The sequence below is a fragment of the Siphonobacter sp. SORGH_AS_1065 genome (assembly GCF_030818595.1).
Lineage (GTDB): Bacteria > Bacteroidota > Bacteroidia > Cytophagales > Spirosomataceae > Siphonobacter.
Genome location: NZ_JAUTAM010000004.1, coordinates 358358 through 382725, shown reverse-complemented (window position 1 = coordinate 382725; position 24368 = coordinate 358358). Strand labels below are relative to the sequence as shown.

The 24368-nt window shown below is 44.6% G+C and carries 23 protein-coding genes; 14 read left to right on the top strand and 9 right to left on the bottom strand.

The genetic code is table 11. The features are described 5' to 3' along the window. Positions 1–213: 213 nt before the first annotated feature. From plsY to QE390_RS02355, 3 genes are all read left to right on the top strand, one after another. The gene (gene plsY / locus QE390_RS02365) at positions 214–786 is read left to right on the top strand and encodes a glycerol-3-phosphate 1-O-acyltransferase PlsY (protein ID WP_307140939.1); all 573 of its coding nucleotides are present in this window, start codon (positions 214–216) and stop codon (positions 784–786) included. Positions 787–896: 110 nt separating this feature from the next. Then, the gene (locus QE390_RS02360; protein ID WP_106635262.1) at positions 897–2258 is read left to right on the top strand and encodes a dipeptidase; all 1362 of its coding nucleotides are present in this window, start codon (positions 897–899) and stop codon (positions 2256–2258) included. A 51-nt stretch (positions 2259–2309) separates the two neighbouring features. Beyond that, on the top strand, positions 2310–3155 hold the full coding sequence (locus QE390_RS02355) for a DUF1207 domain-containing protein (protein WP_307140938.1): 846 nt from the start codon (positions 2310–2312) through the stop codon (positions 3153–3155). Positions 3156–3317: 162 nt separating this feature from the next. Here QE390_RS02355 and QE390_RS02350 read toward each other — a convergent pair whose 3' ends face one another. Together QE390_RS02350 and def are read right to left on the bottom strand one after the other, a co-directional pair. Beyond that, the gene (locus tag QE390_RS02350; protein ID WP_307140937.1) at positions 3318–4535 is read right to left on the bottom strand and encodes an OmpA family protein; all 1218 of its coding nucleotides are present in this window, start codon (positions 4533–4535) and stop codon (positions 3318–3320) included. A gap of 17 nt (positions 4536–4552) precedes the next feature. Next, on the bottom strand, positions 4553–5137 hold the full coding sequence (gene def, locus QE390_RS02345; protein ID WP_106635265.1) for a peptide deformylase: 585 nt from the start codon (positions 5135–5137) through the stop codon (positions 4553–4555). A 242-nt stretch (positions 5138–5379) separates the two neighbouring features. Between def and QE390_RS02340 the strand changes: the two genes are divergently transcribed. Beyond that, on the top strand, positions 5380–6801 hold the full coding sequence (locus QE390_RS02340; RefSeq protein WP_307140936.1) for an amidohydrolase family protein: 1422 nt from the start codon (positions 5380–5382) through the stop codon (positions 6799–6801). Between the two features lie 348 nt (positions 6802–7149). Here QE390_RS02340 and QE390_RS02335 read toward each other — a convergent pair whose 3' ends face one another. The 4 genes from QE390_RS02335 to QE390_RS02320 all read right to left on the bottom strand — a co-directional run bounded on the left by QE390_RS02335 (position 7150) and on the right by QE390_RS02320 (position 10323). Further along, positions 7150–8067 carry a PfkB family carbohydrate kinase gene (locus QE390_RS02335; protein ID WP_307140935.1) on the bottom strand — a complete coding sequence of 306 codons (918 nt, stop codon included), beginning with the start codon at positions 8065–8067 and terminating at the stop codon, positions 7150–7152. Positions 8068–8211: 144 nt separating this feature from the next. Continuing rightward, positions 8212–8562 (bottom strand): c-type cytochrome, encoded by a 351-nt coding sequence (locus tag QE390_RS02330; protein ID WP_106635270.1) that lies wholly within the window; start codon positions 8560–8562, stop codon positions 8212–8214. A 129-nt stretch (positions 8563–8691) separates the two neighbouring features. Further along, positions 8692–9495 (bottom strand): N-acetylmuramic acid 6-phosphate etherase, encoded by an 804-nt coding sequence (gene murQ / locus QE390_RS02325; RefSeq protein ID WP_106635271.1) that lies wholly within the window; start codon positions 9493–9495, stop codon positions 8692–8694. Positions 9496–9648: 153 nt separating this feature from the next. Next, a complete protein-coding gene (locus tag QE390_RS02320) occupies positions 9649–10323 on the bottom strand; it encodes a hypothetical protein (RefSeq protein ID WP_307140934.1) in 675 nt (224 codons plus the stop codon). 262 nt (positions 10324–10585) lie between these two features. On the opposite strand from QE390_RS02320, the gene uvrA reads away from it, so the two are divergent. Beyond that, positions 10586–13444, top strand: coding sequence for an excinuclease ABC subunit UvrA (gene uvrA / locus QE390_RS02315; protein WP_106635273.1), 2859 nt, complete (start codon positions 10586–10588; stop codon positions 13442–13444). Positions 13445–13494: 50 nt separating this feature from the next. On the opposite strand, the gene QE390_RS02310 is transcribed toward uvrA, so the two are convergent. Continuing rightward, positions 13495–14382: a glycosyltransferase family 2 protein gene (locus QE390_RS02310; protein WP_106635274.1), complete on the bottom strand. Its 888-nt coding sequence runs from the start codon at positions 14380–14382 to the stop codon at positions 13495–13497. Between the two features lie 303 nt (positions 14383–14685). On the opposite strand from QE390_RS02310, the gene rplM reads away from it, so the two are divergent. The 9 genes from rplM to QE390_RS02265 all read left to right on the top strand — a co-directional run bounded on the left by rplM (position 14686) and on the right by QE390_RS02265 (position 21901). Beyond that, positions 14686–15129: a 50S ribosomal protein L13 gene (gene rplM / locus QE390_RS02305; RefSeq protein ID WP_106635275.1), complete on the top strand. Its 444-nt coding sequence runs from the start codon at positions 14686–14688 to the stop codon at positions 15127–15129. Between the two features lie 96 nt (positions 15130–15225). Then, positions 15226–15615 (top strand): 30S ribosomal protein S9, encoded by a 390-nt coding sequence (gene rpsI / locus QE390_RS02300; RefSeq protein ID WP_106635276.1) that lies wholly within the window; start codon positions 15226–15228, stop codon positions 15613–15615. 149 nt (positions 15616–15764) lie between these two features. Continuing rightward, positions 15765–16565 (top strand): 30S ribosomal protein S2, encoded by an 801-nt coding sequence (gene rpsB / locus QE390_RS02295; RefSeq protein WP_106635277.1) that lies wholly within the window; start codon positions 15765–15767, stop codon positions 16563–16565. 250 nt (positions 16566–16815) lie between these two features. Further along, a complete protein-coding gene (gene tsf / locus QE390_RS02290) occupies positions 16816–17652 on the top strand; it encodes a translation elongation factor Ts (protein WP_106635278.1) in 837 nt (278 codons plus the stop codon). A 192-nt stretch (positions 17653–17844) separates the two neighbouring features. Further along, positions 17845–18804, top strand: a complete 960-nt coding sequence (locus QE390_RS02285) for a DUF3078 domain-containing protein (RefSeq protein WP_307140933.1) — start codon at positions 17845–17847, stop codon at positions 18802–18804. Between the two features lie 52 nt (positions 18805–18856). Further along, on the top strand, positions 18857–19198 hold the full coding sequence (gene mscL / locus QE390_RS02280) for a large conductance mechanosensitive channel protein MscL (protein WP_106635280.1): 342 nt from the start codon (positions 18857–18859) through the stop codon (positions 19196–19198). Between the two features lie 116 nt (positions 19199–19314). Continuing rightward, a complete protein-coding gene (gene mscL, locus QE390_RS02275; protein WP_307143528.1) occupies positions 19315–19755 on the top strand; it encodes a large conductance mechanosensitive channel protein MscL in 441 nt (146 codons plus the stop codon). Between the two features lie 54 nt (positions 19756–19809). Then, a complete protein-coding gene (gene murD / locus QE390_RS02270) occupies positions 19810–21174 on the top strand; it encodes a UDP-N-acetylmuramoyl-L-alanine--D-glutamate ligase (RefSeq protein ID WP_307140932.1) in 1365 nt (454 codons plus the stop codon). Between the two features lie 67 nt (positions 21175–21241). Next, positions 21242–21901 (top strand): hypothetical protein, encoded by a 660-nt coding sequence (locus QE390_RS02265; RefSeq protein ID WP_307140931.1) that lies wholly within the window; start codon positions 21242–21244, stop codon positions 21899–21901. Between the two features lie 326 nt (positions 21902–22227). Here the strand turns inward: QE390_RS02265 and QE390_RS02260 are convergent, their stop codons facing one another. Both QE390_RS02260 and QE390_RS02255 read right to left on the bottom strand, forming a co-directional pair. Next, positions 22228–22437 (bottom strand): hypothetical protein, encoded by a 210-nt coding sequence (locus QE390_RS02260; protein ID WP_307140930.1) that lies wholly within the window; start codon positions 22435–22437, stop codon positions 22228–22230. An 851-nt stretch (positions 22438–23288) separates the two neighbouring features. Next, positions 23289–24179, bottom strand: a complete 891-nt coding sequence (locus QE390_RS02255; RefSeq protein ID WP_307140929.1) for a hydroxypyruvate isomerase family protein — start codon at positions 24177–24179, stop codon at positions 23289–23291. Between the last annotated feature and the right edge of the window lie 189 nt (positions 24180–24368).

The following is a 24368-nucleotide window of genomic DNA, read 5'->3' as shown; positions in this document are numbered from 1 at the left end:
GAACTCTTAAAAACTTCTTAATTTTTTAATTATTACAAGAAGAGAAGTATCTAGAGAGGCAATAGCCAGTATCTTTGTTTTTCACGCCAGTAGAAAATTGTCTTACAATTTTTCCATTCAATTTGGGTTATTAATCATCTGAAATGACATTAAGCGTATTATTAGCAGGTCTTTTGGCCTACCTGTTAGGTTCTGTTCCCACGTCCGTTTGGTATGGACAGGCAATTTTTTGGTATCGATGTTCGACAACACGGAAGTGGTAACGCCGGTGCAACTAATACGTTTCGTACATTAGGAAAAAAGGCCGGAACCATTGTTCTGTTGATTGATGTGTTGAAAGGCTGGTTAGCAGCCAACTTGGCTCTGATTCTTTTTTACCTGAATGAGATTACGCTGGACGAACGTGTAGGCATGAAGCTGGCGTTTGGAATTATCGCAGTTATTGGGCACCTGTTTCCGGTTTTTGCCAATTTTAAAGGTGGAAAAGGCGTAGCAACCTTACTGGGGATGGTCTTAAGTATTCACCCGGAAGCGGCGGGCGTTTGTATCGCTGTTTTCTTATTAGTGATGCTTTCGTCGCGTTACATTTCGCTGAGTTCAATTGTTGCCTCGCTGGCTTTTCCGCTGATTATGGTTTTCAAGCTTTTCGGCCCAGAAAGTAACTTACTGACAATCTTCGGATTTATTCTTTTTGGATTGATTGTCTATACACACCAGAAAAATATTGGACGTTTACTTCGCGGCGAAGAATCCCGAGTTCCCATTGGTCGTCGTCGCAGCAGATAATACGTTTTTGATTCATAACTAAAGAAAACCCGGACTTCCGTTCGGGTTTTTTCTTTTGCATCCGTGCTTTCCTTTACTTTTGTACGAGAAATCCTGATAATGATATTTCTATGCAAGATTATTTAGAGGCTAATAAAGGCCGCTTCCTCGACGAACTCCTTGATTTATTACGTATTCCTTCGGTAAGTGCTGATTCGAAATTTAAAGGCGATGTGCGGAAAGCCGCAGAATTTGTCCGTGAAAGTCTGGAAAAAGCTGGTGCGGATGTAGCTGAAATTCACGAAACCAAAGGCCATCCGATTGTATATGGCGAAAAGATAGTGGATGCCAGCAAGCCAACGGTATTGGTTTATGGTCACTATGATGTTCAGCCTGCGGATCCTTACGAACTCTGGACTTCGCCTCCGTTTGAACCTGTGATTAAGGACGAAAAAATCTACGCTCGTGGTTCAGCCGATGATAAAGGCCAGTTCTTCATGCACGTGAAGGCGTTTGAAGCCATGATGGCTACCGATTCGCTGCCCTGCAACGTAAAGTTCATGATTGAAGGGGAAGAAGAAGTAGGTTCTGACAACCTCGGGACATTTGTAGCCGAGAATCGCGAAAAGCTGAAAGCGGATGTCATTCTGATTTCAGATACGGCGATGATTGCCAATGATGTACCCTCCATTGATACGGGTTTACGCGGCCTGAGTTATGTAGAAGTAGAGGTAACTGGCCCCAATCGTGATCTTCACTCGGGGGTTTACGGTGGTGCGGTAGCGAACCCCATCAATGCTTTGGCAAAAATGATTGCTAGTTTGCACGATGAAAACGGACACATCACAATTCCGAATTTTTACGATGACGTCATTGAACTTTCGGCGGAAGAGCGGGCGATGCTGGAAGCAGCTCCCTTCGAACTGGAAGAATACAAATCAGATTTAGCGATTGAAGACGTACAGGGCGAAGCAGGTTATACCACCCGCGAGCGGGCCAGTATCCGTCCTACGCTGGACTGTAACGGTATCTGGGGTGGTTACATTGGCGAAGGAGCCAAAACGGTATTACCCTCGAAAGCTTACGCTAAAATCTCCATGCGTCTGGTGCCTAATCAGGACTGGAACAAAATTACGGAACTGTTCAGCAAGCATTTTCTGAGCATTGCTCCTAAATCGGTAAAGGTAAAAGTAACGCCTCACCACGGCGGCCAGCCTTACCTGACTCCGCTGGAATCTGCCGCTTATAAGGCTGCTGAAGCGGCTTTGGCGGAAAGCTTTGGTAAGAAGCCCGTTCCGACGCGGGGTGGTGGAAGTATCCCCATCGTGGCTTTATTCGAAAAAGAGTTGGGATTAAAAACCGTATTAATGGGCTTCGGTCTGGATTCTGACTCGATTCACTCGCCCAACGAACATTACGGACTGTTTAATTTCTACAAAGGTATTGAGACGATTCCTTTGTTCTTCAAACATTTCGCTGAGTTATCTAAGTAATGGTTTTAGCCGGAGTTTAGGTAACTAAGCTCCGGTTTTTTAACTTTCTCTATGCGTTCGATCTTTACCCTGACTGGGGCTTTCTTCCTGTTGATCACTGGAGCGTTTGCTCAAACCAAAACTGAATTTCTTCCTAAAGGTCGTTTGTTTGATCCGATCTTGCTGGACCCATTGGAGGCTAAAACCAGTGCGTTTCTCATCCGACGGACGGAAGATGGCGTTAGCAAAAAAGGACTTTTTGCTCCCTTTTCCATTGGAATTCAGAAAAGTTTTTTCCGCTGGAGTAAAGACGAAGGGCACGCTTCCGAGCTGGCTTTGGATGTGGTAGCAAACACGCAGTTCGAGATGTTTCACGACAGTAAGGAAGATCGTTTTCGTCGCTACATGTATAACGTCGATTACCGCGTTGGATTGATGTATAACCTCAGACGAGACCAATCCAGCTGGCGTTTTCGGATTTTTCACCTGTCTTCGCACCTTGGCGATGATTACCTGATTCGAAATCAGTTGATTTACTTTACACCAAATGCGGTGAACTATGAGCAAATAGATGCTTTGTATTCCAGAAATATTCAATCCGTTCGACTTTACGGGGGTGCAGGAATGAGCTTACGTCCCTCCTCGGAGCGGAAGCGGTTGTATACGCAATTGGGTTTGGTCTGGAAACAGCCCAACCGTCAAAAATCTCGCTGGTGGGCGGGATTGGATGCCCGCATGATTGAACAAACGAATTTTCATCCGGGGATAACGGCTGCATTTGGTATTGAGCTGGGAGAAGCCGAACGGGGCCCCTTGAGCATTGCTATACAGGCCTTTCACGGTCCATTACCTTTCAGTGCTTACGAACAACGTATTAATAACTGGGTTGGTCTTGGCTTTTATCTCAATCCTTTTTAAACGGGTTTGGGCTTGTTACCTATAAAGTTGGTTGGATAAGGTAAGTCAACTTTATAGGTAAAATCAATTTGAAGCCCTGCCTTTGCCAACGTGGCTCGGCCAGCTTTTTTATTGGCAACAATTAAGCTGCTTTCCTATATACCTATCCGCAAGTTTACCGCATTATTCAATCAACAAGATTTCCACTCGTCGATCTTTCTGCCGATCTGCTTCGGGACGATTGGGGTTAACCTGAGCTTGTGAGCTGCCTAACGATTCCAGCTCAATCGGGACATTAACTTTCCCTTCCTGCATTAAAAATAACTTGACCCTGGCCGCTCTCTTTTGAGAGAGTAATAAGTTCGGCTCGGATTCTCCCACCGCATCAGCATAACCTATTATACGAATTCGCGAAGGTTTTTCCTGACTCATGTGCTGAAGTAAACGTTGCAACACTTCCTGCGATTCTGTCGATAAGTCAAAGGAGCGGTAATCAAAAAAAAGGGTACTTCTTCTTAAAATAACGGGTTGATTAGTGGTGGTAAGTGGGGCCGTGGAAGTGATGGAATCAATGGAGTTCGTTTTTCTGAAAAGCTTACCAAGAGAAGTAACCATCAAGTCACTGTGCACGGAATCGACGGAAGCCTGCACGTAGTAAACCGTTGAATCTTTAGGGTGAACGGAGAAATAGGCTTCAAAGCCCGCCGTATTAATACTCGTCAATGGTTCGGGTTCTGACCAGTTTTCCCAGGAATTATCCAAACGTTTGCTTCGATATACGTCTGCATTACCAGAACGGTCACTCGAAAAATATAAGTAAGGATCCAGCCAGAATGGAGCGAAATCGTGGCTCGATGAATTGATTTTTTTGCCTAAAGCGGTGGGCTCCCTCCATTCACCAAACGTATTTTTTCGGGTAAAGAATAAATCATCATCCAGCCGCCGGGAATCGGGCATGGCCAGGAGTAATAGCGAATCATGAACCAGGTGAAAGCCAATATGCCCGGAAGAGCTATTTAAAGCCGGAATGGTTACGGATTCTGGAGATGCCCAGGTATTTCCCTGACGCGTAGTAACTGATAAACCCGGTCGGACTTTCTTTCGGAAGTATTGATTGGCCAAATAAAGTTGTGAGCCCCTTTGAGCGACGATAACGTCATCGGCGTTCGTATTCAGGGGAAAAACCTGCGGATCTTGCCAGTAACCCTGCGGTGAGCGAATACTAAACCAGCTATCCTGTTTTCGCTGATCGTGGTAATCCCGAACGAAGTATAAGGTATCTCCACTGGGAGAAAAAACCGGAGCTAATTCATCAGCGGAGGAATTGGGAAGCTGAGCCTGAGTAACAAAAGAAACAGGCAGTAAAATCACCATTAAATACCGAATGATTCTACTGCCCATTGTTTTGCTGAAACCCATTATAGCTTAGGGAATTTCATTTTATAATCTACCCGCACATCACCTTTAGTAATGTTGGAAAGCTTCTTTTTCAATAAAGTACGTTTCAGCGGAGGCATGTAATCCGTGAAAAGAATCCCTTCGATGTGATCATATTCGTGCTGAATAATGCGAGCCGCAATACCGTCATATTCTTCCACGTGCTGATTCCAGTCCAGATCGTAATACTGAATTTTTACGCGTTCGGGACGATTCACCTCCGAACGAATGCCGGGAATGGAAAGGCAACCTTCCTCGTAAGCCCATTCTTCGCCGTCTTCTTCCAGGATTTCGGGGTTAATAAACGCCTTCTTGAAACCAACCAGACTAGGGTCAAAATCCTCGCTGTCTTCCTCTTCACCGTCAATAATAGGGGTACCATCCACGACAAACAAACGCAGACTCAGACCCACCTGGGGGGCGGCCAGTCCAACGCCGGAGGCTTTGTACATGGTTTCAAACATGTTATCGACCAATTGCTTGAGGTCGAGATCGGTATCTTTAGGAATGTCGGCGGCTTCTTTCCGTAAAACGGGGTCACCGTAAGCGACGATCGGCAGAATCATAATCGATTATAAATTTCCGTTTCAGTACTAAACGGACTGATAAACGGTTTGTTGAGAATAGAAAGTACAAAATTCGTGAAAGGAGACGGCTTTTCCGAACCTGATTTTGGGATTGTAAATTTTTGAAGAAAAGGAAAGGCACCTTCGCTGGAATTTTGTGACTGATAATGAGGCAATGGTGCACTGAAATAGCATCTTGTTTTTACTTTTGTTATTGAATTTCTCCATTGTTGAATCTATCTATGAATCGCCGTAAAGCTATTAGCCAACTTTCGTTGGCTTCGGTCGCTATGTGCACAGGCTGGGCTTTTAACCGAACCCGCGTTATACACTCGCCGAGTCAGAATCAAACGTTTCCAATTGTTATTCAAAAAGGCTCGGTCTTTACGGAGGGGAGCTTGCAGAAACTCAATGTAGGCGTGACCGAAAAGGGAACGCTTCATCTGAGTCCGCTGGAATTATCGGGAACTCAGGTTATTAATGCGGAAGGTAAAATTGTTAGTCCGGGATTTATCGATATACTAGCCGATGGCCCGAAAAATTTGACTAACGATTACCACGTTTTCGAGCGATTTAAACTAACCGACGGCGTTACGACGACTCTGCAATTGCACGGTGGTCGGGAAAATCCCGGGGAGTACCATCGCTTCTTTGATCCGAAGCCGCATTACACGAATTATGGCGTTGGTATTTACGTCATGGGTATTCGATTGGCCGAAGATCTGCCCCACCGCCTGAAACACATAGAGAAAATGCTGGCGGAGGGAGCCTTGAGTGTATCACACAGCCTGGAATATCAGCCCACGCCTTATTGGGAAGTGAAAGCATACGCTAAGCTGGCTAAGCGGTACGAGCGGCCCATGTTTCTGCACTTACGTTACTCTAATAAGGAAAATGAGTTAGTGGGGGTGAAAGAAGCCATTCGGCTGGCTCAGGAGACGGGTGTTCACCTGCACATTGACCATCTTCATTCCACCGGCGGAACGTTCCACATGCCCGAAGCTCTGGATCTGATCGACAAAGCCCGGCAGTCAGGTCTTGCCATCACGACTTGCGTCTATCCTTATACCTACTGGGCAACCTATCTGCATTCTAAGCGATTTGATGAGGGCTGGCAGCAGCGGTATGGCCTGGATTATAATGACTTACAGTTAGTAGGGACGAACCAACGCATTACTCCAGAATCCTTTCAGTATTACCGCAAACATCCGGGGTATCTGGTGGCGGTTCCCGAAGGAGCGATGCCTTTCGAAAGTACCATTGATCTGGCTCTACAAACGGATTTCTGTATGATTGGCTCAGACGGAGGCATGGCCTCGATGGAAGCGGCCAACTCACATCCTCGGGGAGCGGGGTGCTTTGCTACGGCTATTCAGCACGCCCAGTCAATTGGTTTACCTTTGGAAAAAATACTACCCAAGATCACACAAATGCCTGCCGATCTGATTCATCCGGCGGTTCGAAATCGGGGAGAAATCAAGGAAGGAGCTATGGCCGATGTCACCATTTTCGACCCTAAGACCATTCAGGGCCGGGCTACCGTAGAATATCCTAATCGAGATTCAGCAGGAATTGAAGCTGTTATCCTGAACGGAAAAGTAGCTTACCTACAAGGTCAAATTCTAGCCGAAAACGGATTGCCCATTCGAAACACGGCTGTTTAATTTTGAATGAGCGAATGATAGAATGAGTGAATAGGTGTAAGACTTACTATTCACTCATTTTTTATGGATTGATTTCCTGCCAATTCTTTACTAAACAACGCAGTTTATGACTACTAATAAGCTTTTCGCACTAGTAGTGATTTACCAGGCGGCTGCCAGCTTTTTCGCTGGTAGCACATAGTAAGTTTAAACAACTGCTGCCAGCGAAAAAGCTGGCAGCGGGCCATACGCACCATAAGGGATTATAGACTATCCATAAAAAAATGAGTGAACAGGTTAGCACACCTATTCACTCATTCTATCATTCGCTCATTCAATATTGAGTATCATTCTCTCACTCAAAACTAACTAAGCTACCGTGAAGCCAGAGAGCTTAACGAATTGTTGAATGCGAGCGTCTACTTCTTCTTTGGAAAGACCTAATAAACGTTCGGTACCAAATTTTTCTACGCAGAACGAAGCCATGGCCGAACCGTAAATAATGGCACGTTTCATATTCTCGAAACTAATATCATCCGTTGCCGCCAGGTAACCGATGAAGCCACCTGCGAAGGTATCACCCGCTCCGGTAGGATCGAATACTTCTTCCAGCGGCAGGGCAGGAGCGAAGAATACCTCTTCTCCCTGGAATAATAAAGCACCGTGTTCGCCTTTTTTGATAATCAGGGTTTTAGGACCCATCTCCATAATCTTGCGAGCGGCTTTACGTAAGCTATATTCCCCCGAAAGCAACCGGGCTTCTTCGTCGTTGATGCTTAGGACATCCACTTTTTTCATTACTTCTTTGAGATCGTCCATCGCAATTTCCATCCAGAAATTCATGGTGTCCATCACCACCAGTTTCGGACGATTTTTCAGACGGTCCAGTACCGTCATCTGCACCTGAGGCGTCAGGTTACCCAACATCAGGTATTCGCAATTCTGGTACGATTCGGGGATAATCGGATCAAAATCAGCCAGTACGTTCAGTTCAGTGACCAGCGTATCACGGGTGTTCATGTCGTTATGGTACTTACCCGACCAGAAGAACGATTTTTCACCGGCTTTGATCTGTAAGCCTTCGGTATCAACGCCCTGATTCTGGAGTAACTCGATGTATTCCTGAGGAAAGTCATCACCCACTACCGCCACCACATTGATAGGTTTGGTGAAGTAAGAAGCGGATAATGAAATATAAGTACAGGCACCACCGATAATTTTATCCGTTTTTCCGAAGGGAGATTCCAGGGCATCAAAGGCCACCGTACCGATTGCTAAGAGACTCATTTATTGAAGTTTACAGTTTATTCAGTTTGTTATGGGATCATCATTTTACTGAAAATCAGGCAAAAATACGCAATGATGAGCATATCCACGAAAAAGCCCCGACCTTAATCAGGATCGGGGCTTCTGGAATGAGTAATCGGTTACTTATTTCTTCTTGGCAGTACCATTTAAAGAAACAATCCACTTCGCGATTTTCATAGCCTCATCTTTAGGAACCTGGGTCATCGGTGCCATTGGAGGGTAACCGGGCCAATGCGAAGGCTCAGGCTTATAAATCAGAGCTACAATTTGCTCGGGTTTGTATTTCTTCTTGGCCACGTCCGTATAGGCAGGACCTACTAAACGTTCGTTAACTTTGTGGCAGGTAAGGCAAATGTTTTTTTGCAATAAAGCCTGAATCTCAGCGGGCGGATCGTTTTTACTTTGTGCGGAAGCCTCCGTGCCAATGAATAGGGCGGCAAGCAGACCTACCATGGGAAAAAGCGTTTTTTTCATAGTAAGCGTATAAAAATTAAAAAATTTGCTCGTTGTATTTAATCGTTAGAACGCAAAAGTAAATAAAATTATACCGACGTTCTGTTAATAAATGCAAAAGAATCGACTGAAATAACCCGAAATGCTTACTTATTGTTGTCCGGCTTCTACTGCTTTTCTAACGCTGCCGTGACGGGCCAGTAAATCTTCCGCTATTTCCCGGGTTGTATGCAGTTCATCTATTACCATCTGAATGGCCCGGTTCACCAGTTTATAGTTGGATAGCTGCATATCCACCATTCGGTTACCCTTCACGCGGCCCAGTTGAATCATGGTGCTGGTTGAAATCATATTCAGAGCCAGTTTCTGAGCCGTACCGGATTTCATGCGAGTACTGCCCGTAACGAACTCGGGCCCTACTATCAATTCCACCGGATATTCAACGGCAGCCGCTACGGGGCTTCCCGCGTTACACACGATGCAACCCGTTAGGATGCCTTTTTCGCGGGCCGTTTTCACCCCACCAATTACGTAAGGCGTGGTGCCCGAAGCCGCGATACCGACGAGGGAATCCAGCTCGTTAATATCATATTCCAGTAAATCCTTCCAGGCCTGTTCGGCGTCGTCTTCGGCGTTTTCAACGGCTTTGCGGATGGCCGTGTCACCTCCGGCAATGAGGCCTACTACTAATCCGAAAGGAACGCCGTAGGTAGGAGGGCACTCCGAAGCATCCAGAATGCCGAGGCGACCGCTCGTGCCGGCACCGATGTAAAACAGGCGACCGCCTTGTTTCATACGGGCCACAATTTCAGTAACCAGGGCTTCAATTTGAGGTAAAGCTTTTTCAACGGCGAGCGGAACCGTTTTATCTTCATTGTTAATTCCCTCCAGTAACTGGCGGACCGTCATTTGTTCCAGATGGTCGTAGTGTGATGAGGATTCAGTCGTAAGCATATGACAGTACGAAGGCGAAAATCATTAAATATTAAACGCTAAAGTTAGCGGATATTCCTGGACTCATCTCAGTGTTTAGGGGTCTATCTACAGAAAAGAGACTTCCCGCTGGCCGCCGGAAGTCTCTTCACTACTGAACAATTACAGCAAAATTTATTTAAACCAGTATCCAAAACGAATGACCAGCGGGCTTCCGCTGGAAGAATATACATTAATATCATCGTAATTGACTTGATAAAGCAGAGTGATCTGGAAACCGGGCTCACCAGCAGGAACTCCGTAACCACCCCCGACTAAGAAACCGGTATTATACTGCCCTCGGCCCTGTTTAACTCCGGCTAGCTTATAAGAGAGGATCTGAAATTGTTCAGCTTCGCCCCATAAAAACAGACCCGGAATTGTGTTTTGTAAGAAATTGAGGTGTTGCTGAACAAATAATCGACCCCCTAACAAACTGGCTTTCAAACGAACACTTCCCTGATTAGTAAAAACGGGCTGACTAAAATAACTGTAAGTAGCACCTATACCAGCGGTAGTACTGGGCGTTACCCGAATGCCAGCCATTGGAGAAATATCAAAACTGAAATAGCTATTACCTCCGAAAAAGCTCAGGGAAGGGGTAGTAATATTTAAACCATAGCGAAGTTTATCCTTAAATGGACGAGCATTCCAGGGAAGCTCCTGCTGACGTTGATAACTCTCATCGAGCGGTTGTTGCTGGATAATAACCGGACGGTCGGTGGGACGTGGAATGGTATCGTATTGAGCGGAAGCAAAGGGGGTAGCGGCAACCACAAATAATAAAGCAGCCAGTACGGATCGAATCATGGATGTAGTGTTCATGGACAACTTAAAAGAAGTTGTATAGTAAAGAACTCGATGGCGAAAATAGTGGTTATTACTCTAGCACCAACCGAATTCCCTTCTTACGTTTTCAAAAGTAACGGTCTTTGCCACAAATTCTTGTATATCGACCTTATTCCCGCGATGGAACGGGTCTTTTTTATCGACGTTAACGGTTTAATACCTCGGATTAGAAAACATTAAAACCATCTTTTCTTCCCAGCCCGGAGAGAATTATCTTTGTAGAATGAATCCAATCGAAACGCTAGGACGCCCATCGGTCGAATCTTTAGACCCTAAGCAGTATATTCTTATTAAAGGAGCTCGTGTTAATAACCTTAAAAATATAGACGTTTCGATTCCCCGTAATAAGCTGGTGGTTATCACGGGTTTATCAGGCAGTGGCAAATCTTCGCTGGCTTTTGATACCCTGTTTGCTGAAGGACAGCGGATGTACGTGGAAAGTTTAAGTAGTTACGCCCGTCAGTTTCTGGGCCGGATGGAAAAGCCGGAAGTAGACTGGATTAAAGGCGTTTCGCCCGCCATTGCCATCGAGCAAAAGGTAAGCACCAAAAACCCACGTTCGACGGTCGGTACTACTACTGAAATTTACGATTACCTCAAGTTATTATTTGCCCGCATCGGGAAGACGTATTCGCCCATTTCCGGTCAGGAAGTGCGGAAAGATACCGTTACCGATGTTGTTGATTTCATTCTTTCGCAGGAAGAATCGACCCGGGTTTTGATTACCACACCTTTTTTACGTAAAGGGGGCCGAAGTCTGGTGGAAGAGCTGAACGTATTACTTCAGAAAGGCTTCACCCGGATTGTAGCAAATGACGAAACGATTCAGATCGAAGACGTTTTAACGGATACCGAACTAGCGAGTCGGATAGATCAGCAGCCGCTTCATATTCTGATTGACCGTCTGGCGGTGAAGAAAGAGGATGAAGAAACGCAGTTCCGCTTGGGAGATTCGGTGCAAACGGCTTTTTTTGAAGGCGAAGGGGTTTGTTTCGTCCAGATTCTGGGAGGCGAACGCCGCGAGTTTTCGGATCGGTTTGAGCTGGACGGCATTGTCTTTGAAGAACCCAGCGTTAACCTGTTTAGCTTCAATAACCCCTACGGAGCCTGCAAGCGTTGCGAAGGTTTCGGAACGATCCTGGGGATTGACCCGGATTTGGTTTTCCCGGATCGGAATCTTTCCGTTTTTGAAGGAGCCATTGCTCCCTGGCGGACGGAGAAAATGGGCGAGTGGTTAACGCCTTTGTTACGCAACGGCATTCGTTTTGACTTCCCTATTCACCGGGCCTATAAAGAACTAAGTCCCGAAGAAAAAGACTTGCTCTGGAAGGGTAATAAATTCTTCGGTGGTCTGGATGACTTCTTTAAAATGCTCGAAGGAGAATCCTATAAGATTCAGTATCGGGTATTGTTGAGCCGCTACCGAGGTCGTACGGCTTGTCCAGAGTGTCGCGGTTCTCGTTTACGGAAGGATGCCAGTTTTGTGAAAATTGCGGATAAATCGATTGTAGATCTGGTATTACGTCCGATTTCAGAAATTGCTGAGTTTTTTCGAAACTTAGAGTTACCTGATTATCAGGAAAAAGTAGCCCGCCGGATTCTGACCGAAATTCAGAACCGCCTGGATTACATGGAGCGGGTTGGTTTAGGGTATTTAACACTGAACCGATTAACTAACTCTCTGTCAGGTGGTGAGTTTCAGCGAATTAAATTGGCGACTTCCCTGGGAAGTGCCCTGGTTGGTTCGATGTATATTCTGGATGAACCCAGTATTGGGCTTCACCCCCGCGATACCCAGCGACTCATTTCGGTGCTTAAATCCCTGCGTGATTTAGGGAATACCGTAATCGTTGTAGAGCACGAAGAGGAGGTAATGAAGGCCGCCGATGAAATCATTGACATTGGCCCGGATGCCGGAACGGGTGGAGGCCAAGTAGTCTTCCACGGCGACTGGAATACCATTGAAGATTTACGCGGGGAAGCCTCTGTTGAAGGTGAGCTGCATTCCCATACGCTGGCTTTCCTGACGGGACAGGACCAGATTCCCATTCCCAAATTTCGTCGTCGCCCCACGGGTTGGATCGAACTGAAAGGGGCTCGTGAGAATAACTTACGGGAGATTAATGCCCGTTTCCCTTTGGGTAATCTGACGGTTGTCACGGGTGTGAGTGGTTCGGGTAAATCAACATTAATTCGAAAAATTCTGTATCCGGCTTTGGGTAAAATGCTGGGGACGTATTCAGATGAATCGGGCAAGTACTCCGAACTGGTAGGAGATTTGAAAGGACTGGCGGCGGTAGAAATGGTCGACCAAAATCCAATTGGTAAATCAAGCCGTTCGAATCCAGTTACTTATGTGAAAGCGTATGATCACATCCGTCAGCTCATGAGTGATCAGCCTTTAGCCAAAGCCCGGACGTATAAACCTAGTCATTTTTCTTTCAACGTTGACGGCGGTCGTTGCGAAACCTGTCAGGGGGAAGGGCAGGTAAAGATAGAAATGCAGTTCATGGCGGATATTTACCTGACCTGTGAATCCTGCCACGGCAAGCGTTTCAAACACGAAATTCTGGAAGTAAAGTATCAGGATAAAGATGTTTCGGAAATTCTGGACATGACGGTAGACGAAGCGGTCGTTTTCTTCCAGGGCAATCCGAAAATTTACGAAAAACTGGTGCCTTTGCAGGAAGTAGGGCTGGGATATGTAACCCTCGGCCAGTCTTCCAGTTCGCTTTCAGGAGGGGAGGCCCAACGGGTGAAGCTGGCCAGTTTCCTCGGAAAAGGAAATCCAAACGTAGGGAAGACCTTATTCATTTTTGATGAACCTACCACGGGCTTACACTTCCACGATATTCGGAAGTTATTGAAATCCATCAACGCTTTGGTAAATCAGGGCGATTCAGTGATTATCATTGAACATAATACCGAAGTAATCAAATGTGCTGATTACATCATTGATATTGGCCCGGATGGGGGAGAAGCCGGGGGCTTAATCACGTTTACGGGAACGCCGGAAGAAATGATTGAAATCGGTGACGAGAACCATACCGCCCGATTCCTGAAAGAGAAAATGCAGGAGTAATAAAGCACGAAGAAGCCCGGAATTATTCCGGGCTTCTTCCATTTAATTAATCAATGAAAAACGCTCAAGAAGCGTCGGTAGAGCGTTTTCGCTTTAGCGGCTAAGGGTAACTCCGGCTCTCGTAGCGGTCCGTCGAAAGGTTGCCCCCGGCGGAGGTAATACTTCGACATGGTCCCTGATGTTATTTTCCATTTATTAACGAAGACATAATAACCATCGTTTTTCTTGATCCGGTTTACTGAGATGGAGCCGAAATGATAAACCCGACTGGCTGAAACGCCTTTAAATAACCGGATACCGACCTGCCAGAGTTTCATCGAAAAATCGGGATCTGAATACATGCCGGGCGAAAACTCTACGCTATACCCACCCACTAAATCCCAGATTTCTTTGTGTACAATATTGGGTGGCCAGGTTGAACCCTGCCAGTCGCCAATGGGTAATGTGGCAAACTCCTTGAGTAATTTTTCTTCGTTGAAGGTATGAATATCCTTGCCAAAGTCCTGAAGAATAGAACAGGTGGTTTCGGCAGTGGCCTCAATGGTGGTAGCTGAAATAAAGAAGCGATTGTGGCCGATTTCCTGAATGGTATCGTATAAGGCCTTATCCCAGTCGGGGCAAACGTACATATCATCATTAATGAAGAGGATGTAATTCGTCGTTGCCAGGGAAGCCGAGATATTCAGGGCATAACAAACGCCAATGTTCTCAGAGCTAACCGAGTAATCAATATCCGTTTGTTGGCGAATCCAGTCCAGCGTTCCATCGGTTCCTTCGTTAACGTGAACAATAATCTGGTGCGGAAAGTGAGAGTTCTTACGAATACTTTCTACGCATAAGCGGAGGTAAGGCAGATTATTCCAGGAAGGAATCAGGATGGAAAAGAGGGCTTGGTCGTTTTTAGTTGCTTTGACAATAGAAATGGGTTCTTCAATCATGTATCAAGAAGTACTTGTCAGGAAAATTGGGTTGGACAAAGATATTTAGGAAAGCCCATACAACCAGATGGGATGATCCTAAGAAGGAGAGAAAGAGAGGTAAAAGACAGGAAATGAGGCGAGGAAGAGAAAAACTTGGATAGGTTGATTTTTTCAGAGCGAAATTATGAATGGATTTTTTCTGTTTTTTCAAATAAACCTTTGATATACAGGAATAAACCAGCTATATTTGCACTCCCTTTTTCAGCTATGATGCCCAAAAGTATCTGAAAATCAAGAGGAAACAATCAAAGACAATTAATCGTGGATCAGTTAAGCTACAAAACTATCTCGGCAAACGCAGCGACCGTAACTAAGGAGTGGGTCGTTGTTGACGCTGAAAACGCGATCTTAGGTCGTCTGACCAGCCAGATCGCCGCTATCCTGCGGGGTAAGCACAAAACGAACTACACTCCTCACGTCGATTGTGGTGACAATGTTATCGTAATCAACGCAGACAAAATCCGTTTAACGGGTAACAAACTGACCGACAAGCAGTACGTTCGTCACACCGGTCACCCTGGTGGACAACGTTTTGCGACGCCTCGTGAAGTTCTGGAAAAGATCCCTGCTCGGGTAATCGAATATGCCGTAAAAGGTATGTTACCTAAAACTCGTCTGGGTCGTCGTCTTTTTACGAACCTGCACGTGTACGCTGGACCTAACCATCCACACGAATCACAACAACCGAAGAAAATCGAATTGTAATCATTCGTTGTTCGTGAATGGTTCGTGGGGTTTTAGTGAAGATCTACTAACACTTCCAGAAACTAGGTTACGATTAACGGTTAACGAATACCAAAAATGGCAGAAGTAATTAATACTCTCGGTCGCCGGAAAACTGCCGTAGCTCGCGTTTATTTAACGCCAGGCAACGGAGCGATCACGGTTAATGGCCGCGATTTCAAGGAGTACTTCCCTTCTGAAGTTCTTCAAATCATTGTAAATCAGCCTTTCACTACTACTAACACGGTAGGTGCTTACGATATCAAAGCAAACCTTGATGGTGGTGGAATCGCTGGTCAGGCAGAAGCTCTGCGTATGGGTATTTCCCGTGCGTTAGACAAACTGAACCCTGAGCACCACACGCCGCTGAAGAAAGTTGGCTTCCTTACTCGTGATGACCGTATGGTTGAACGTAAGAAACCAGGTCGTCGCAAGGCACGTCGTCGTTTCCAATTCAGCAAGCGTTAATAATGTGGTTCTTAGTTGTTGGTTCTTAGTTTTTCGAACGAACAACCATCAACTAAAAACTAACAATAATTACTCGCCTCTGATTCATGCTTGTAGTGTCCGACGCAGAATCAAGCACTTTTCATCATCCTTTTTGACTTAACAACAAAATGGCACAAGTATCATATAAAGAACTCCTCGATGCCGGCGTACACTTTGGTCACTTGACTCGTAAGTGGGATCCGAAGATGGCTCCTTACATCTTCATGGAGAAAAACGGCATCCATATTATCGATTTGAACAAAACGGTAACCCTTCTTGATGAAGCGTCTACCGCCATCAAATCAATCGTTCGTTCAGGCCGCAAAATCATGTTCGTAGCTACGAAAAAGCAGGCTCAGGAGATCGTTTCAGAAGAAGCACGTCGCCTGAAAATGCCTTACGTAACCGATCGTTGGTTAGGTGGTATGCTGACTAACTTCGCGACGATTCGCAAGTCGCTGAAGAAAATGACTCAACTTGAGAAAATGCTTAAGGATGAGACTACGTCTGCGAACCTGAACAAAAAAGAAAAACTGGTCCTTACTCGCGAAAAAGATAAATTGGAGCGTGTATTAGGTGGTATTGCTGATCTGACTCGTCTGCCTGCGGCTCTGTTCGTAATCGACGTAAAGCGTGAGCATATTGCCGTTGCTGAAGCTCAACGTTTAGGTATTCCGGTATTCGCTATGTGCGATACTAACTCTAACCCCGAGTTAGTTGACTTCCCTATTCCTGCTAACGACGATGCCTACAAATCAATCAGCCTGATCACTCTGGCTATTGGTAAGGCTATCGAAGAAGGTCTGATGGAGCGTAAGCAAGATAAAGACGATGCTCGCGTTCAGGAAGAAGAAGAAGCTAAACGGGCAGTTGACTCTGGAGCTGAAGTAGCTGAAGCTCCTGCGGCAACTACAGAGGATGAAGCCTAATCTTTTATTAGATCTTTGATCCTATTGTGAATAGCCCGGAGCTTTGCTTTGGGCTATTCCGTTTAGAAAAATTTGAGCAGGTTTGATGAAATAGTTCGAGTCGATTCGCTAACGTTTGAATGGTAATAAAATACATTTCCAAACTTCTAAGCTTCAAACCTCAAACGCTCAAAGACTTCTTAACAAAAGCTTAATTTTCTTATTTGGGGGATTACCCCCAACTTCACGATAAATAAACAAACTCACTACAATGGCTGCAATTACCGCTGCTGACGTGAATAAACTCCGCCAAATGACTGGTGCGGGTATGATGGATTGTAAAAAGGCTTTGTCTGAAGCTGATGGCGATTTCGAAAAAGCAATCGAAGTGTTACGCAAAGCAGGCCAGAAAGTGGCTGCTAAACGTGCCGACAACGCTACTTCAGAAGGTCTGATCCTGGTTAAATTAAGCGAAGACGGTTCTAATGGTAAACTGATTGCTTTAGCTTGCGAAACGGAGCCCGTTTCTAAAGTTGAAGACTTCCGTAACCTGGCGAACGCGATCATCGACACGGCAGTTGAGAAAAACCCTGCTTCAATCGAAGAATTATCAGCTTTACCTTTAGCGGATGGCCGTACCATTCAGGAAACCATCACTGAACTGGTTGGTAAAATTGGTGAGAAAATCATCATCGCTACTTACGAAAACATTAACGCTGAGCAAGTAGTTAGCTACATCCACTCTAACGGTAAGTTAGGTGTATTGTTAGCGTTCAACAACGTACAAGGTGCTGACGTTCAGGAAGTAGGTAAAGACATCGCTATGCAAATTGCGGCTATGAAACCCGTAGCTGTAAGCAAAGACGAAGTAGATCCTGCTTTAGCAGAGAAAGAACTCGAAATCGGTCGTGAGCAAGCTCGTGCGGAAGGTAAGCCTGAGGCTATCCTGGATCGTATCGCTCAAGGTCGTCTGGAGAAATTCTACAAAGAAAACACCCTGCTTTCTCAGGAGTTCGTGAAAGATAACTCGATCACAATCGCTCAGTTATTAGAGAAAACGCAGAAAGGATTAACTGTAAAAGAATTCAAGCGTGTTGCTTTAGCTTAGTCTTTTATCGTTTTGATATAAATGGAAGTAATGTACGATACCTGTACGTTACTTCCATTTTTTATTGGCATGCATCGTCAAAGCTGTACTCAACTTCGCTTATTTTAGGCCTAAGGGTAATTTATTAACCTATGGATTGTGCTTTCATAGTATTATAAGTAATTTTGCCTATCATTCTATCCGACGACTTATATGGTATCTAAAAGACTACTTCTTTCCTTTTTACCCTTTTTATTTTTCTCTGTTGTTTCATTCGCTCAAACCACACCTTCAGCAACGCCTGCCATTAAAGACACCACTTATTGGAAGACCAAAAAAGAGTTTGGTCTGAATTTTAATCAGGGCTCATTCAGTGATAACTGGCAGGGCGGGGGTGTTAATAACCTGGGTTTAGGATCTTTCTTTAATGCCAAAGGCGAATACCGTAAGGACCGCGACAGTTGGGTTAATGACTTTCAAAGTCAGTTTGGTTTTCAGAAAATTAAAGGACAGGAATTTCGTAAAAGTATTGACCGTTTATTTTTTGATTCGAAATACGGCAGAAAATTAGGAGCTAAAGCTGATACGCAATGGTCTTTTATTGGTAGCCTTAACGTTCTGACGCAGTTTGCCAATGGTTTTGATTATAATTATCGATACAGCAATCAAACGTCTCCTTTGATTTCTGGATTATTCACTCCGATATACATCACAGAAGGGATTGGTTTTGAATGGCGTCCAGAAACGTTCTTTACTATGAGTTTCTATCCAGGTGCAGTTCGTCACACTATTCTGGGTAATAAGAATTTATATAAGGCTATTGATGCCCGGAATGCTTCCGAATTAGAAGCGGGAAACAAACCTTACGAATTTCTGAATTATGGGATTGCTAAAGGTAAAAGAGCGTTAACGGAAGTAGCGATTATGCAGTTAGTAGCCAACTTTGATCGCGATATTGCCAAAAACGTTAACCTGAAATTTCGTTACCAGGCGTTTGCCAGTTTCAGAGACTTAGCGGCTATTGATAACCGTATTGATGCCAAATTAACGGCAAAAATTAACCGTTATCTGAATTTTAATTTCGACCTTATTGCTCTTTACGATCAGGATCAGGTGATGAAAATTCAATATGCTCAGTCGATGGGTTTAGGATTTTTGTATACATTCAAATAACTTACCATTTATTAAGTATATTATTTTGTTTCATATCCAAAACCCTTTTGACATGCTAAAAGAATTCAGACAGTTTATCGCTCAGGGTAATGTCCTTGACTTGGCAATTGGTGTTGTAATTGGTGCCGCTTTTGGAAAAATTACAACGGCTTTGGTCAACAATATTATCATGCCTCCCATTGGCTTATTACTGGCTGGTGTGGACTTTAAGGATGCAAAATGGGTACTAAAGGCTGCCGACGAAGCCACTAAACAACCCGAAGTTGCCATTACTTATGGAGCATTCTTTCAGGTAGTTATAGAGTTTTTAATTATTGCATGGGTATTATTTCTGGTCGTAAAAGCAGCCAATCATTCTGGATTAACAGCTAAAAGAGCCGACGAAAAAGCATAATAGTTTATAAGAGTTTTGAAGGGTTTGGCTGAAAAGTCAAACCCTTTTTTGTTTTCATTTAGGCTGGCCCAATTGTTTTTTGTTGTTTCGCGGTTTTTATATTCTAAATGATTTGAATTCGTATGATTAAGAGCTTTTTCTCGTTCATCAAACGTGGAAATGTCATTGATTTGGCAGTTGGGGTCATTATTGGTGCTGCCTTTGGTAAAATCGTAGATTCAGTGGTGAAAGACCTGATCATGCCCCTGGTTAGCATTCCAGGCGACGTGGATTTCAGCAATCTGTATGTACCCCTTTCAAGTAAAGTTCCGAAAGGACTAGCCTTAGCCGACGCCCGCAACATTGGCCCTGTTTTTGCCTGGGGTAACTTCGTAACCGTGGTCATTAACTTCTTTATTCTGGCGTTCATCGTTTTTGTGTTGAGTTCGCTTGTGCAGAAGCTGGTGAAGAAACAGGAGGCCGAAGCCAAAGCAGAGCCACCCACGCCCAGCAAAGAAGAAATCCTGCTGACTGAAATTCGGGATGCCTTACGCGAACAGAATCAGCGATTGAAATAGCTGAAATAAGGGGTATAGCCCTTAAATTCGCCCCAAACAGATGTAACTCTAGACATGGCACAAAAGATAGTGGTGTTGGGTGGGGGCGAAAGCGGCGTAGGAGCGGCCTTGCTGGCTCAGGCTAAAGGATTTGAAGTATTCCTTTCGGATAAAAGCGAACTTGGTGAAAAATACCGTCAACAGTTGGTGGATAACAAGATCGAGTTTGAAGAAAAACAGCATACGGAATCCCGGATTTTTGAGGCGGATGAAGTCATTAAAAGTCCGGGTATTCCCGATCAGGTGCCTTTGATTAAAGCTCTTCGGGAAAAAGGAATTCCGGTGATTGGGGAAATCGAATTTGCCGCTCGCTATACCAAAGCTAAATTAATTGCCATTACGGGTTCGAATGGAAAAACGACGACCACCTTACTCACCTACCATTTACTGAAAACGGCAGGCCTGAATGTAGGTTTGGCCGGTAATATTGGGGATAGCTTTGCGAAACAGGTTATTGCAGATGCATACGACTATTACGTTCTGGAAATCAGTAGCTTTATGCTGGATTCCATGTTTGATTTTAAAGCAGACATTGCCTTATTAACTAACATTACACCTGACCACCTCGATCGTTACGGCTACAATTTCCAGAATTACATTGATTCCAAATTCCGTATTCTTCAGAATATGGATGCTACCGGAACCTTCATTTACTGGCAGGAAAGTGAAGCCATTCACCAGGAGTTAAGCAAACGAACCATCGTTCCCCAAACCTTACCCATTTCTACGGAGGTTGTGTTGGAGAAAGGGGGCTCTATTCGTAATCAGAAAATTCAGGCTCAAACACCAAACGGTTCTTTCGAAATTTCGCTGGATGAGTTACCCATCGCCGGAACCCACAATGCTCTGAATGCAACCAGTGCGATTCTCGCAGCATTGTCCGTAGGCGTTTCCCCCGAAAAATTGAAAGAAGGGTTATTGTCCTTCAAAAATGCCCCGCATCGACTGGAACCCGTGGGAGAAATTAATGGCATCCGTTTTGTAAACGATTCGAAAGCCACGAATGTTGATTCTGTTTTCTTTGCTCTGGGCAGTTATACGGATCCACTGATTCTAATCATTGGCGGCGTAGATAAGGGCAATGATTACACCCAGATTGAGAAACTGGTGGAAGAAAAAGTCAGAGTTATGATTTGCTTGGGTACGGATAATGAGAAGCTCAAAAGTTTTTTTGCAGGTAAAGTTCCGCTCATTCTGGAAACCCAAGACGTTGCTCAGGCTGTTCAATGGGGTTTTGAATACGGAATAAGCGGGAATATAGTATTACTTTCTCCAGCCTGTGCAAGTTTCGATCTGTTCAAAAACTACGAAGACCGAGGCAATCAATTCCGAACGCAGGTGCAGGAACTAATCTTGCGGGAGCAGCCGAAAGAAATCTAGTTACATGGTGGTCATTAGGAAAGTTTTGGAAACACACGGCTGATTTTAGCCCTAGATACAAAGCATCATGAAAAAATACGCTCTAATCTTTTCCTGTCTGATCACTGGGACGCTCTCGGCCCAGGTAAATACGAATCAGTTTGGGACAAACCAGATTGAAGGCAGCAATCAGATTGCGGTAGGCACTTACACGGAATATGAAAACCAACCCTATGTTTCTTCGGATTGGAGCAAAGGAATCCTATTAGCTGCCGATGGAAAACGCTATATGGTGCAAAAACTGAATTACAATGCCTATAACGACCGACCGGAATACCAGGAGCAGGAGAAAACCTTTCAACCTAGGTTTGAGGTAAAGGCTTTTGTATTAGGAGATACCATCACAGGAGCCAAGTATCGGAAAGGTTTCGCGGCCATCGATCAGCAATCGCCGAAAAGTTTTTATGAAGTTCTGGTAGATCGTCAGGTAAAACTTTTAAAGTATACGAAAGCTAGTTTATTGGACGTAACCAGTTTTAACTCAGCCACCAGGCAGAAAAAATTTGATTTCAACACCATGTATTACCTCGTAAAACCCGATCAGAGTATTGTTCGGATTAAGAAGGATAAAAAGTCAATTTTGGAAGCGTTACCTGAGCAGGCCGAGCGAATTGAAGAAATTGCGAAAGAGCGTAAATCGAAAATGAAAAGCTGGGAAGATATTCAACAGGTACTAGCTGAGTTATAAGAAGATGTTTTTATGTTAGTAAAGCCATAAAGCTCCACCGTCGTGGAGCTTTATGGCTTTGTAGAGATAGTTGCTTCTAAAAAATGGCAGGAGATCAAAGTCAGCTTGGACTGAAAGCAAAAAAAAGAAGAGGAAAGTCCTCTCCTTTTTAAGTAATCTGCTCTATTATTATGAAACTGCTTTTACTAAATGTATGAGTATGTGGGAGATGAATAGACCAACGTATGGTTTAAATGAGCCAGTGATTTTTGAAAAAGGGAACTAAAAAACCAACTTCTAAAGGTTGGGATAAAGGGGGACCCGAAGGCAATTTTTTACTATTGGCGTTACTTATAGTAAGGATGGGCAATAGCTTCGTTTCGGTAGCTGATAGGAGCTAGGCTAACGATGGACTGCCCGGAAAATTCATTGAAATAATAATCGCTCTGGCTTGTAATCAAACGCTGAGGAATAGTAGAAACCCAAAGGCTGATTGAGTTGAGTCTGCTCAGAAAGGCAGTAGTCACCAGGCGGAAATCAGAGGGAAATAGTTTCATATTGATGTGGAGCAATAGGATTATTTAGAGCAAAGTCAGCATTGGCACATGAAAAGAATGCTCTGGCATTTTTTGCCTTTCGACCCCTCAAAGATGGGGGGTACTGCATAGCCATTGATTTAAATTCGATCAAGTGTATAAAAACCCAGGTAATTGGTTTAGGTAAGAGGTTAAATGAAAACCAAAGATTATTCAGAAGCTGACTAAACTGTACAAAATGACGCTTTCCCGGTAAAAACAATCAGATAATTCAGGTAGGTACCCGAAAAATAAATGGAACCTACCTGAGTAAGCGTTTAAAGAAAACGAGGAGTGATAAGGCGAAAAGGGCGGAAGAAATTTCAGCCATGACGGCTTCGCTAGGCTAGGCTCTCATGCAGTCGCTCGGCTCTAGCCGAGTGACGCTGTAGTCTGATAGGCCTCTGGCCGATGGTTGCAAGTATGGTTTCATTGGGGAAGGTTGTTCTCTAACCCGCTACTGGTTCGCAGTCTACCGGCCAGAGGCCTAGAGCTAGGTGGTCACTCGGCTAGAGCCGAGCGACTGCGGGAGTTTCGCTCTGAATGGCAGACTCATTCTGCCAACTGTCATCTCGAACGAAGTGAGAGAACTTCTGTAGAAGGGAAAGGGGTAAGGTTAGTAAAGTTTCCCAGAAGCCAAGTAATCTGGTAAAGCCAATAAGATCCTTCGCTTCGCTCTGGATGACAGATCGGAAGTGGGTTAGATAGAACGAGATGGAGTCTCCCACCACGAATGAAATAGGCTGTTAGTTAAGGCTAGCAACTTCGCCTTCCAACAAAAAAGAGGAGCCTTACCGCTCCTCTTTTGTAGGTAGTAATAAGCAAACTATTTATTAGACGTCGCAGATTAAAACCCCCTGCTTTAAGGATGCTAGCATTCCTTCTTTATCCTTCGGCGTAGGCACAAATTCCTGACCGATGTAACCCTTATACCCCGTTGCTACAATTGCCTTGACAATGGCAGGATAATAGATTTCCTGACGATCATCAATCTCTGTCCGGTTAGGCATTCCACCCGTGTGGTAATGACTGATGTACTGGCCATAACGTTGAGCATTACGAATATGATCTCCATGCATAGACTGCATATGGAAAATGTCATAAAGAAGCTTAAATCGTTCTGAACCAACGGCTTCGCAAAGTGCGGCTCCCCATTGTACCGTATCGCACTGATAATCGGGGTGCGAATGGCGGGAACTTAATAACTCCATGGTAAGCGTCACCCCGTTTTTCTCGGCTGTGGGCATGATACGCTTTAATACTTTCTGGCAATTCAGAATGCCCTGATAATCATCAAGTCCGTTACGGTTTCCTGAAAAACAGATCAGGTTGGTAACGCCCGCCGCTTTTGCCTGAGGGATAAGCTCTTCGTATAAAGCAACGAGTTTATCGTGATTTCTGGGATTATTAAAGAAACTGGTCAAACCTGTACCGTCAGGCCATCTATCAGCCTGACCCAGAGCAGAAGTTAAGCCATATTTAGCTAACGTAGGCCACTCGCTGGGGCCGGTCAATTCAATAGATTCGATGCCAATGTTTTTGCAGGCCTGAGCAAACTCATCCAGAGGAATGGAGCCGAAACACCAGCGGGAAACTGAATGCTTGATATTACCTTTTAACTTAAGAGGAGCGGAAGCCGAAGCATCCAACGCCGATCCGATCGTGGGAAGTGTTGCCACGGTAGCTGCTGAAGCCGTTTTCTTCAGCATGGAGCGTCTGTTCATAAATAGGTTATAAAAAGTAAAAACAATGGACTTAAGTTCGCTATATATAGCATAGAGTAATAAAGGTCATTTATACCCTTCATGCGTAGAGGTTAATCAGCAATTTTAAGCATCTGCTTGGTTAAGAGCCGATTTAATGGGTTTAATGCCTACTCAGAATGAGTAACGTTTTATAAGTAATAAATCGCA

What these genes read in the sequence shown, in the direction of transcription:
- plsY (WP_307140939.1), top strand. Translation starts at nt 214, where the DNA reads ATGGACAGGCAATTTTTTGGTATCGATGTTCGACAACACGGAAGTGGT.
- QE390_RS02335 (WP_307140935.1), bottom strand. Translation starts at nt 8,067, where the DNA reads ATGAGTCTCTTAGCAATCGGTACGGTGGCCTTTGATGCCCTGGAATCT.
- QE390_RS02330 (WP_106635270.1), bottom strand. Translation starts at nt 8,562, where the DNA reads ATGAAAAAAACGCTTTTTCCCATGGTAGGTCTGCTTGCCGCCCTATTC.
- murD (WP_307140932.1), top strand. Translation starts at nt 19,810, where the DNA reads ATGGCACAAAAGATAGTGGTGTTGGGTGGGGGCGAAAGCGGCGTAGGA.
- QE390_RS02340 (WP_307140936.1), top strand. Translation starts at nt 5,380, where the DNA reads ATGAATCGCCGTAAAGCTATTAGCCAACTTTCGTTGGCTTCGGTCGCT.
- QE390_RS02360 (WP_106635262.1), top strand. Translation starts at nt 897, where the DNA reads ATGCAAGATTATTTAGAGGCTAATAAAGGCCGCTTCCTCGACGAACTC.
- QE390_RS02355 (WP_307140938.1), top strand. Translation starts at nt 2,310, where the DNA reads ATGCGTTCGATCTTTACCCTGACTGGGGCTTTCTTCCTGTTGATCACT.
- QE390_RS02285 (WP_307140933.1), top strand. Translation starts at nt 17,845, where the DNA reads ATGGTATCTAAAAGACTACTTCTTTCCTTTTTACCCTTTTTATTTTTC.
- QE390_RS02260 (WP_307140930.1), bottom strand. Translation starts at nt 22,437, where the DNA reads ATGAAACTATTTCCCTCTGATTTCCGCCTGGTGACTACTGCCTTTCTG.
- murQ (WP_106635271.1), bottom strand. Translation starts at nt 9,495, where the DNA reads ATGCTTACGACTGAATCCTCATCACACTACGACCATCTGGAACAAATG.
- rpsB (WP_106635277.1), top strand. Translation starts at nt 15,765, where the DNA reads ATGGCACAAGTATCATATAAAGAACTCCTCGATGCCGGCGTACACTTT.
- mscL (WP_106635280.1), top strand. Translation starts at nt 18,857, where the DNA reads ATGCTAAAAGAATTCAGACAGTTTATCGCTCAGGGTAATGTCCTTGAC.
- QE390_RS02350 (WP_307140937.1), bottom strand. Translation starts at nt 4,535, where the DNA reads ATGGGCAGTAGAATCATTCGGTATTTAATGGTGATTTTACTGCCTGTT.
- def (WP_106635265.1), bottom strand. Translation starts at nt 5,137, where the DNA reads ATGATTCTGCCGATCGTCGCTTACGGTGACCCCGTTTTACGGAAAGAA.
- QE390_RS02310 (WP_106635274.1), bottom strand. Translation starts at nt 14,382, where the DNA reads ATGATTGAAGAACCCATTTCTATTGTCAAAGCAACTAAAAACGACCAA.
- QE390_RS02265 (WP_307140931.1), top strand. Translation starts at nt 21,242, where the DNA reads ATGAAAAAATACGCTCTAATCTTTTCCTGTCTGATCACTGGGACGCTC.
- QE390_RS02320 (WP_307140934.1), bottom strand. Translation starts at nt 10,323, where the DNA reads ATGATTCGATCCGTACTGGCTGCTTTATTATTTGTGGTTGCCGCTACC.
- tsf (WP_106635278.1), top strand. Translation starts at nt 16,816, where the DNA reads ATGGCTGCAATTACCGCTGCTGACGTGAATAAACTCCGCCAAATGACT.
- rpsI (WP_106635276.1), top strand. Translation starts at nt 15,226, where the DNA reads ATGGCAGAAGTAATTAATACTCTCGGTCGCCGGAAAACTGCCGTAGCT.
- uvrA (WP_106635273.1), top strand. Translation starts at nt 10,586, where the DNA reads ATGAATCCAATCGAAACGCTAGGACGCCCATCGGTCGAATCTTTAGAC.
- QE390_RS02255 (WP_307140929.1), bottom strand. Translation starts at nt 24,179, where the DNA reads ATGAACAGACGCTCCATGCTGAAGAAAACGGCTTCAGCAGCTACCGTG.